8 protein-coding genes are annotated in these 10,125 nt (G+C 60.7%); 4 read left to right on the top strand and 4 right to left on the bottom strand.

Annotated elements, in window-relative coordinates; translation table 11 throughout:
- The first annotated feature begins 64 nt into the window (after window positions 1–64).
- The 4 genes from FHS81_RS01170 (at window position 65) to FHS81_RS01155 (ending at window position 5,940) form a co-directional block, all read left to right on the top strand.
- A complete protein-coding gene (locus FHS81_RS01170) occupies window positions 65–1,585 on the top strand; it encodes a TolC family protein (RefSeq protein ID WP_183750208.1) in 1,521 nt (506 codons plus the stop codon).
- 124 nt (window positions 1,586–1,709) lie between these two features.
- Window positions 1,710–2,384, top strand: coding sequence for an efflux RND transporter periplasmic adaptor subunit (locus tag FHS81_RS01165; RefSeq protein ID WP_183750207.1), 675 nt, complete (start codon window positions 1,710–1,712; stop codon window positions 2,382–2,384).
- On the top strand, window positions 2,381–3,748 hold the full coding sequence (locus tag FHS81_RS01160) for an efflux RND transporter periplasmic adaptor subunit (protein WP_183750206.1): 1,368 nt from the start codon (window positions 2,381–2,383) through the stop codon (window positions 3,746–3,748). The genes FHS81_RS01165 and FHS81_RS01160 overlap by 4 nt, the downstream gene beginning before the upstream one ends.
- A complete protein-coding gene (locus FHS81_RS01155) occupies window positions 3,733–5,940 on the top strand; it encodes a site-2 protease family protein (RefSeq protein ID WP_183750205.1) in 2,208 nt (735 codons plus the stop codon). Before FHS81_RS01160 ends, FHS81_RS01155 begins: the two co-directional genes overlap by 16 nt.
- 103 nt (window positions 5,941–6,043) lie before the next feature.
- Here the strand turns inward: FHS81_RS01155 and tssG are convergent, their stop codons facing one another.
- Genes tssG through FHS81_RS01135 form a run of 4 tightly spaced genes read right to left on the bottom strand, consistent with a single transcriptional unit; the run spans window position 6,044 to window position 10,123 of the window.
- Window positions 6,044–7,102 carry a type VI secretion system baseplate subunit TssG gene (gene tssG, locus FHS81_RS01150; RefSeq protein ID WP_183750204.1) on the bottom strand — a complete coding sequence of 353 codons (1,059 nt, stop codon included), beginning with the start codon at window positions 7,100–7,102 and terminating at the stop codon, window positions 6,044–6,046.
- Window positions 7,066–8,883, bottom strand: a complete 1,818-nt coding sequence (gene tssF / locus FHS81_RS01145) for a type VI secretion system baseplate subunit TssF (RefSeq protein WP_183750203.1) — start codon at window positions 8,881–8,883, stop codon at window positions 7,066–7,068. The genes tssG and tssF overlap by 37 nt, the downstream gene beginning before the upstream one ends.
- 2 nt (window positions 8,884–8,885) lie before the next feature.
- Window positions 8,886–9,320, bottom strand: coding sequence for a type VI secretion system baseplate subunit TssE (gene tssE, locus FHS81_RS01140; RefSeq protein ID WP_183750202.1), 435 nt, complete (start codon window positions 9,318–9,320; stop codon window positions 8,886–8,888).
- Window positions 9,317–10,123: a type VI secretion system accessory protein TagJ gene (locus tag FHS81_RS01135; protein ID WP_183750201.1), complete on the bottom strand. Its 807-nt coding sequence runs from the start codon at window positions 10,121–10,123 to the stop codon at window positions 9,317–9,319. Before FHS81_RS01135 ends, tssE begins: the two co-directional genes overlap by 4 nt.
- Window positions 10,124–10,125: the final 2 nt, after the last annotated feature.

The raw sequence follows: 10,125 nt of genomic DNA, 5'->3' as shown, positions 1-10,125 counted from the left end.
CGCGCGGAATATTCTGGCAGTTTTATTTTTAGGGGCCGGCTGCCTCGGGCTGGGGGCATGCGCCATGAAGCCCGAACCCTTCACAGTCGAGGAAAATCTCGCGCGGGCCGCTGCCGACAGGGCCACCTTGCGCGCCTACAGCCCCAAGCCAACCGGGCCTGTCAGCCTCGAAGAGGCACAGGCGCGCGCGCTGGCCTATAATCTCGACCACCGCCTGCAAATGTTCAATGCCCTGCTTCAGGATCGCCAGCTTGACCTGACGCGGCTCGACATGCTGCCGAACCTCACGGCGAATGCAGGATATGTCAGCCGAAACAAAGAACTTGTCAGTTCAAGCGCAAGCTATCTGACCGGCGACATGGTGCCATCCAACTTCGAGAACGTTTCCGTCGATCGCGAGCGCACCTTTGCGGACCTGACACTGTCATGGAACATCATCGATTTCGGCGTCAGCTATCTGCAAGCCAAGCAACAGGCCGATCGTGTCATCATCGCGCAGGAGCAGCGCCGCCGGGTCATCAACAACATCTTCCAGCAGGTCCAGACGGCTTATTGGACGGCGCTGTCGTCCGAGCGGGTGATGCCGCGCATCCGGCCTATCATCAAGGAAGCCAGACGTGCCCTGGCACAGTCGCGCGCTGCCGGTGCAGAACGGTCGCAGGATCCTGCCGAGGCGCTGCGGTATCAACGCAGCCTGATGGAAATGATCCAGCAGCTTGAGGCTGTTGAGGAGCAACTGGCTGTCGCCAAGACGCAGCTCGCCCAACTCATGGGCCTGCCGCCGGATACCAGCTACAGGCTTGCACCGCCGACCGGACGGCAGGCGACGCCACGCCTCAAGCTGTCGATCGACGACATGGAGCGCATCGCGCTTGTCAACCGTCCCGAATTGCGTGAGGAAGCCTACAATGGCCGCGTCGTGCTCAACGAGGGACGCCGTGCGATCCTGCGGCTCGTTCCCGGCGTGACGTTGCTTGCGTCGCTCAATTACGACAGCAACAGCTACCTGCGCTTCAATGACTGGAGCGAGGTGGGTGCTCGCCTCGCGGCCAGCGTCGTGCGCGTTGCTTCAATCCCCGGTGTTGCAAAGCTCGGCGACGTCCAGCTCGAAATCGCCGATTACCGCCGCCATGCCATGACCATGGCCGTCATCGCCCAGGTGCAGATCTCGGCACGGCAATATGCCATTGCCCGCAACACCTATGAGCGGGCGCACGAGATGGCGCAGATCAACCGCAACATCGCCAACTTGCAGGCAAACACGCAGGAAGCCGAGACGGGATCGGATCTTGACGTGATCCGTGAAAAGGTCAACGCCGTGCTTGCTGACCTGCGCAGCAACCGTGCTCAGGCCGATCTGCAAAGTGCGGATGGCAATATCTTCGCCACCCTCGGCATCGATCCCTTGCCGGCGGATGTGAAGGCCGCCACCCTGCCAGAGCTGGTGGAGGCCATTCGCCAGCGGCGCCAGCAATGGCGTGAGGGCCGTATTCCGGTCCCGGTTCTGCCCGCGCCGCAGGCACCGGCACAGCCCGCGCAGCCTATCCCGGCAATGGCGGCAACAATCGCATCCAATGCAAAGTAAGTTCAAAGAGCGCAGACGCAGCGCTATCTTCAAAAGCCTGTTTGCAGCGGCAATCGCCGCTGCAAACATTGTTGCAACTGGCGAAACTTTAGCGCAAAGCGCAACCGTCAGAAGCATCGCTGCCATGGAAGTGCGCGCACAGGTAACGCCGCGATACGCGACCACACTGTCGAGTGAAATCGTCGGCCGGATCGTGTCACTGCCAGTCCGCGAGGGCGAGAGCTTCGTCGAAGGGCAGGAACTGGCGGCGATTGATTGCGCCAGTTATGAAGCCCGTCTCACGCAGGCAGACGCACAGACGCGCCGCAACGAGCGCAAGGCACAGGCCCTGCGGCTGCTCGACCAGCGCGGTGCGACCGGCAAAGTGGAGCTTGAACTGGCCGAGATCGATGTCGCAGCATCGCGCGCGGAGCGCCAACTGGCGGCAATCGACGTGTCACGCTGCACGATCAATGCCCCTTTCTCCGGCAGCGTCACAGGGCTAAAGGTCAAGAACCACCAGTACGTACCTGTGGGCGAACAAATCATTTCCATTCTCAGCAACCGGGAGCTGGAAGTGGAAATGCTGGTTCCCTCGCGCTGGCTCGCATGGCTCACGACAGGTCGGCATTTTACCATTCATATCGACGAGCTTGATCAGGACTTTCCGGCCTCGGTAACGCGGCTTGCGGCGGATATCGACCCGGTCAGCCAGTCAGTGAAAGTATTTGCAACGGTCACGGGCGATTTCCCTTCCCTGTCCCCTGGGATGAGCGGTCTTGCCCGGTTCAATGTTCCGGAGCCCGAGCCAGCGCAATGAGCCAGGTGGAATCCCGACAGCTGATGCGGCTTGCGGCGCTCGTTCAGATCGAGAAGCGCGCTCGCGCCGCCGACCCTGCAGAGCTTGGCTTCATCATGGTCAACGAAACCATGGGTCTGCTGCCCTACAGGCAGGCGCTGCTATGGCAGCAGAAGCCACGAGGCAAGGTAATTGCCGCTTCGGGTATCACCACCCCGGATCAGCAAGCACCTTACATCTTCTGGGCGCAACGGCTTTGTGCCCATCTCAGCCGCACGGAAACCGCGCGGTCCGGCGACATCCGCCAGTTCGTTCCCGCCGATCTGCCGACGCCCCTGGGGGAGGAATGGGATGAGTGGATGGCGCCCCACCTTGTATGGATTCCGCTTGGACCCGGCGCATTGGTTCTCGGCCGCGACGAGCCGCTTTCGGAATCGGATCGCGCCCTTCTTTCCTATGTCGCGGATGCCTATGGCCATGCGTGGCGCGCTTCTCTTTTGCGGGCGCGGGTGTGGAAGCGGGATTCGATACTCAAGAGTAAAAGCCAGCCGGACAGCAGGAATGAGTGGAAACGGCGCGGCCTCATCACACTTTTGATACTGATCCTTGTGGCTGGTGCGTTCTACCCTGTGCGCCAGTCAGTCCTTGCACCGGCAGAGATTATTCCACTTGAGCCGACCATGGTGCGAGCGCCGCTTGACGGGGTTGTCGACCAGGTTCTTGTTCGCCCCAATGAAACCGTCGCGGAAGGGCAACTCCTCTTCTCCCTCGACGCCAGACTACTGCGTAACCAGCTCGAAGTGTCATCCCGCGCGCTTGATGCGGCAACGACAGAGCTGCGGCAGGCACGGCAAGCGGCCGTGATGGACCCGGCTGCTCGCGCCAGTCTGCCTACCTTGCAGGGCAAACTGGAGCAGCAGCAAGCGGAGGTCGATTATCTGAACGATAAGTTGACCCGCATCGAGATTCGGGCCACCCGGGAAGGCCTCGCGGTTTTCGATGATCCAAACGATTGGCGCGGTCGTCCCGTCGCCGTCGGCGAGCGGGTGATGCTGGTGGCCGATCCCACGAAGGTCGAGATAGAAGCGCGTTTGCCCGTTGCTGATGCCATAGACCTCGAAATCGGCACACCAGTCCGCCTGTTTCTGAATATTGCGCCTGAACGTGCGTACGACGCCACGCTGACATTCGTGTCGTATCAATCGCAAAAAGGCGCGGATGGCATCCTTGGCTACAGGATCAAGGCGCTTCTGGACGCCGCAGAAGAGTTGCCGCCACGCATTGGTCTCAAGGGAACAGCCAAACTCTACGGCGCCAAGGTACCGCTGGTTTACTTCCTGTTCCGCCGTCCGGTAGCGGCAGCACGGCAATGGCTGGGCCTGTGACTGCCGCCGGCGGCCGGCCTGCTCCGGCAGCATCTGTCCGCGCCCCGCAAGGGTCGGCCGCTTCTCCGGTCTTGCCTCCTTTGCGGGATGAACTGACGATCGAGCCCGGCCCGCGGCTCCGCGGGGGGGCGCCAAGCTGGACGCTATACGATCCCGCAGCCCATCGATACTATCGCCTTGGCTGGCTGGAGTTTGAAATTCTAGCACGCTGGCATCTTCGCCGGCCAGATGATATTGCCGCCCGCATCCAAGCGGAAACGACGCTTGCCGCAACGGCGGACGATGTCAAACGTGTGCTGGAGTTTCTCTCGAACGCAGAACTCGTCAGTATTCCCACGCACGAAACGACGAAACGCATGCTGACGCGCCGGGCGGCGCGGCGACAGGGCCTGCTGACCCGCTTGCTGCATAATTACCTGTTCATTCGCATCCCGCTGGTACAACCGGATCGAGCCCTCGACAAGCTGCTGCCGCTGTTGTCCTTTGTTTATACGCGTGCTTTTCTCTATGTAACTGTCGCTTCAGGCATTATCGGGCTCTACCTCACTTTGCGCCAGTGGGATTCATTCCTGGCAACGATGCCGTGGTTCTTTTCCTTTGAAGGCGCTGCCCTCGCGGGTGCCTCGTTGCTGGCCTCCAAGATGCTACATGAACTGGGACATGCACTGACCGCCAAGCGGCTTGGCTGCCGCGTGCCCAGCATGGGGGTAGCCTTTCTCGTCATGCTGCCGGTGCTTTACACCGACACCAGCGGCGCGTGGCGACTGCCGAAGCGACATCAACGGCTTGCTATCGGAATGGCGGGAATGGCTGCCGAATGCTGCCTTGCCGCTTATGCGCTGCTGGCGTGGAGCCTGCTGCCGGATGGCGTCCTTCGCAGCATTGTTTTTGTCTGGGCCACGACGACCTGGGTTCTGACGCTCCTGATCAATCTGTCACCGTTCATGCGCTTCGACGGTTACTATCTGTTCTCGGATTTTCTGGACGTACCGAACCTGCAAGATCGGGCATTCGCGCTCACTCGCCACAAGCTGCGTGAAATTCTGTTCGATCTGCGCGAACCTCCGCCGGAGCATTGGTCTCCCGAGATGCGGCGGACGTTGATCACTTATGCCATCGCAACCTGGGCCTACCGCTTCGTCTTGTTTCTCGGCATTGCGCTGGTCGTCTACCACCTGTTTTTCAAGCTGCTCGGGATCTTCCTGTTTGCCGTGGAGATCTGGTGGTTTGTGTTGCGGCCGGTGACCCGTGAAATCGGCGAGTGGATAAAGCGAAACCGGGGGAAAAAGATGAATGCCCGCACGATCCTGACCCTGTCGCTGACCGGCTTGTTCCTGATTGCGCTTCTCATACCCTGGCAAACATCCGTACATGCCCCGGCCCTGCTTTCAGCGCAGTCGCGGGTGCGTCAATATGCGGAAGTGCCTGGCCGCGTGACGCGTGTTCTGGTCAAGGTCGGAGATAAAGTCGCGGCTGGAGATCCGCTGGTGGAACTTGGCTCTCCGGATATCGACTATCGGCTTGCCCAATCAAGCCGGGCTGTCAACAGCCTCGCGGCGCAGTTGCAGGCAGCATCTCAGAAAGCGGCAAGTGGAGACCGCGAGGCCAGCCCGGAGGCTCAACGTCTCTCCAACGATCTCGACCGCGCGCGGGCGGAATTCCGCGCTGCGCAGGCAGAGCATGAACGCCTTGTCGTCAGATCCGGGATCAGCGGCACCGTGGTTGAAATGACCGAGCCGCTCGGAACCGGCGAATGGCTGAAAGTCAACGAGTTGGTTGCCACCGTCGCGAATCTCGATACCACCACGATCGAAGCTTATGTCTATGAAGCAGATTTCGACCGCATCCGCTCGCAGGCTGAGGCCGTTTTCATTCCAGCGGACATCGCCGCTCCACGCGTTCGCGCCTCGATCATCGCGGTCGATGACACGTCTACGCGTAACTTGATGGATCCGGAACTTGCGTCCATCAACGGTGGCCCCATTGCCATTCGCGAAACCGGCATCCCGGGGCGGGAAGAGACTCTGGTACCGGAACTGCCGGTCTACCGCATATTGCTGGCACCAAACGAGCCTTTGGCCACGCGCGGCAGCCGGACCGGAACGGCCATCCTCGAAGCAGTCGCCGCCTCACCTGCCAAGCAGCTATGGAGGCGTATCGCGAGCATCCTGATCCGCGAAAGCGGGTTCTGAAGTCAAGACTAGCCGTGGTGACGATTTAGGGTTTTAGAAAATCCTGAAATCGCCCCTCGCTGCGTGGACGGTAAGGAGACGCATGCTGGCGTGGCCGCAGCGGTCAACCGAACAAATCAGGTTCAAAAGCAGTATCGTTGCGGTCCTCAAGACTCGAAGAAGACAGAATCCAGGAGGTCAGACCAAGGCGCGCAGCACCGGAATCGTCGCTGCCGGCGGCCAGCCGCGCCGCAGGGACATCTCCGGCCTTGATGCGCAGATTGATATCGTAGTCGAACTCGATACCGCAATAGAGTCGAACGATATCGACGATGATTGCCGTACCGTCCCCGTCCGGCAACAAATCATCGATATCATTGCGACCGATGGGGCCAATGGCGATGCGGAATCGGCCGGAGACCTCCCAGGAGCGCTCACCCACCATGGCGCTTACCCCGAGCGCGCAATGGTAACCTTCGTCTGCGCCGGACGTCGGAAGCCGGGTCTGTTCAACCTCAGGGACATGCAACCAACTTCCGACGAACGGCTGTACAGCGATGTCGAGGCCGAGTTTGCTCGATAACAACGCTTCCAGCCCGGCAATGGAGTGCGTCCCTCCGCCGAACAGACCGGCGTTACGGATAACGAAATCATCCGGCACGGTCTGTCGATCACGCAACGACGGCAGGCCAAGGCCGGCAAGACTGCGCAAAACGGTTGTGAAAGCATCATCATGGCCGTGGCGCCGATAATTCTGGGCGATAGTGATCCGATATTTGCTTGCAGCGCCATAATATAGCTTCACCGCACGATGCTGGAACATGTCAAGAAACGCGCGCAACGCTTCGTTGTCGCGGCCCAGCCCCTGCACCGCCAGCGCTGTGTAGCTGAAGGGAAGCGTGCCGAGCGGTCCGATCAATCCCAGCAATGAGATGGTGAGGCGCGGCGACGTTGTTGCCTTGCCCCAATGGGCGCGGGCGATGGAAGCACTCGGAAAGCGCAACCGTGCATCGTTCACAAGCCGCACTGACTTTTTCGGCAGCGGCGCTGATGTGTCGGCCGGCGCATTGGGCGCCTCCCACGAATCGATAATTCTCATTGCCTGAACGAAGTCGAAACTGCCCGGTTCGGCGAACAGCCGCTCGACTACAGTATCTGGCGGTGACCGGCGCGGGCGGGCCATGTTCGCAATGTTCCTGGTTGTCCCTTCATTGTGGCGGTCAGCCGGGTGAAGGAGTTGATGGAAGCAAAAAGACCGAAGAAACGATCCAGGACCATGGCAAAGAGAAAGATGCCGTTCCCCACGAAATTGGCGGGATCGAGCTCGATCGAGATATCAACACCGCGAATGACGGCATCGCCCCACGGCACCTCGCCGGGCTGCGATGGAGCCCGGGCAACGCCGCGTCTGGCGATCAGGGCTGACACGCCCTCGATCATGCGGATCGTCTCGGGAGATTGATGGAAGTCATAAAGACGCAGGATCTCGCGAAAAGTCTCCGGGCCCTGCTCCCCGAGAAGCGAAAGATGATTGAGGGTCAGATGCGAAATCAGACGCCAGTGATAACTGTCGGCATTTTTCAGGCGCAGCGGACGGGTCAGCGGGGAAATGCAGACGATGTTGCCAAGGTTCGTGCCGTCACGGATGGAGAGCAGCGGATGGCCGCCGCCATAGGGCAGCTTCGTCGGCAGATCACGGTTGGAACACAGGGTATCGACTGACACCACCCAGTCCTCGCGGGCAAAGGCGACGCGGGGATTGGTAAACGACAGGTAAACCTCTGTTCCATCATCGCCGGCCCCCTTCCGCCGCGATGACGACCAGTAACCATCGCTCTGGATATCCGCACCAGAGCGCCGGGCATACAGCGGCGTGATCGGCCGCTGGCCGCCGGAAGCATCCGTCTGGGTCACGGATAAAACCGAGTGAACCTCAAGTGCCCGTTGCCGCCGGGCATCGGGTATCACGCGGTACTCGAAGCGATTGTGCGACACCAGAACAGGTTCGGCGCGCTGCCGGAAGAGATTGATGATCGGCGTACAACCGAGCGCAAACATATCCTTCGAAACACTGCGCTCAAGCGTGACATTGGCGCTGTCGAAGTAGAGATAGATGTAGAGGTCGCGCCCCGCGCTCGTCGACACTTTCTCGCGGACGTCAATATCGATAAAGAGAAACTTCTCCGGAAAGACGAAGAATTCCGTCAGGAGGCGATAGGCGATCAGGGACTGATCAGGATAGGGCAAAAGCGCTTCATCCGGATCGAGCCCCACGGGCCGGACCGCGGACGGCGGCAGGATCACGGGCTCCGGATCGTCAGGACCATCAGCCAGAGCGACCGATATCGTGTTGTTCAGAATGAGCTGCTGCAACGGGTACATCTGGGACGGCTGCCCGCGCAGGAAAAAACGGAGCGTGTCCGGCCGCAACTGAGAAAAGGTCACGCCATCCGGAATACAGCGTAGCGCAAGCTTCAGCGCGGACATCGCGCCGACAGCTTTCGAATTCGCCGGGGCAGCGACGGGACGTCCCGTCAGTTCGCCCTGGAATAAAGTGATCGGCAACAGCGTCACCGGATACCGCGTCCGGAAGCAGCATGACTCGCCATCGACGGCCTCCGAATCGATCTCGGTATCGACCGGGATGAGCTGAGGCCCGGTGATCTCGGCGCTTGGCCTGAACTGGACAATCGCCATCGAGGGTATCGGCGCCAGATAATGCGGATAGAGTACATCGAGCAGCGTACTCGACAACTCGGGAAACTCGTCGTCAAGCTTGCTGGCGGTGCGCGCGTTCAGGAATGCGACGCTCTCGATGAGCCTGGCGATATGGGGATCGTCAATCGCATCACCACTGAGGCGAAGATGTTTGGCGATCTTGGGGTGAGCCTCCGCGAACTCTTCCGCCATCTGGCGTAGATAGCCGAGCTCGCGGTTGTAGTAGGGAAGCAGATCGTCAGTCACCGCTACGCACCCAAGGATATAACATTGCCGATCGGGTCGATGATCGTATCGAAAATCATCGGCTCTTTTAGTGGGTCGAGCATAACCTGCCCTTCGATCCGCATCCGCAGCGAGTTGTCGGCCGGATCGGCATTGGGGATCGCGGAAACCACCAGATCCTTGAGACGTGGCTCCCAGGCCCTGATGATTTCCCCGATCTCGGCAACCGCCGCCATGCGAAGATGCTCGGTAGCGAGGTTGGTCGTGGCAAGATCGGGAATGCCGAAATTCAGCAGCGAGCTGTCGAGTTCCGCCAATTCACGGGACCAGCTGACGACACGCGGATTGCTGTTCAGCAGATCCTCCAGATCGCGCCGCAATCCGTTGCGGACGCGCTCTGCCAGACTACCCTCGTCATCGAGAAGCCGGTCGATCAGGGAAAGGCCGATACTGGTCATGAAGCCGCCGTGAAGGTGAGCTGACCCAAATCGAAGATGGAGGCATCGTTGTCTCCAAGCAGGAAACTGCGCAGACCCTGGCCACGGACAAATCCGGGCGCAACCTCCACCCAGCCGGTTTCGCGGCCAAGCTGCAATGCTTCCGTGGTGTCACCGCCGATTCCGGGATAGATGCCGGGGATCACGACCTCACCTTCGGGGCCGCCACGGACCGAAATCTGGACAGTGCGCCACGCCGTGTCCAGCGGTCGGCTCGGCGGCGAAAACACCACCTCTTCAATCTGCTCGATCGGAACCCAGAAATACTTACCCGTGGTCGTCAACACTTCCAAAATGCCTCCCAGAAGATCGTCGAGATCACGGAAGTCGTCGAACGAGACACCATCGCCGGAAATGCCGCGAACCGGCGGCCGTTGCTCCTCTGCTTGCGCCACGGCAGCGGTGGCAGCCTCGATGCGTCCTTCGCGAAGGTGCATCAGAGCCTCAAGCCGGAACGTTGCATGGGAAGGCGGCTCCGTCACGAATTCCGGAGCACGACCTTCCGCCCACACTTGCCGGCGGATGCCGGCGGCGCGCAGGATCTGCCGCAACCGGGTTACCTGCACAGCGGTCGTGGCGTCCTGGGTAACGATCGCCTCGAATTGGCGCTCGGCGCGCTCGAAATCGCCGGCAACGCAGAGAAATTCCGCGAGCAAGCTCCTCGGCTGGATGTCGCCCGGCGCGGCTTTGACCGCGATGCCCGCGGCTTCGATCGCGGCATTCAGCTTGCCGGCCTCGAATAGTTCATAAGCAATCGCGGTCATCT

Origin of the sequence: Pseudochelatococcus contaminans (assembly GCF_014195635.1) — a bacterium.
GTDB lineage: Bacteria > Pseudomonadota > Alphaproteobacteria > Rhizobiales > Beijerinckiaceae > Pseudochelatococcus > Pseudochelatococcus contaminans.
The sequence above is the reverse complement of the archived record's forward strand: the minus strand, read 5'-3'. Positions and strand labels throughout refer to the sequence as shown.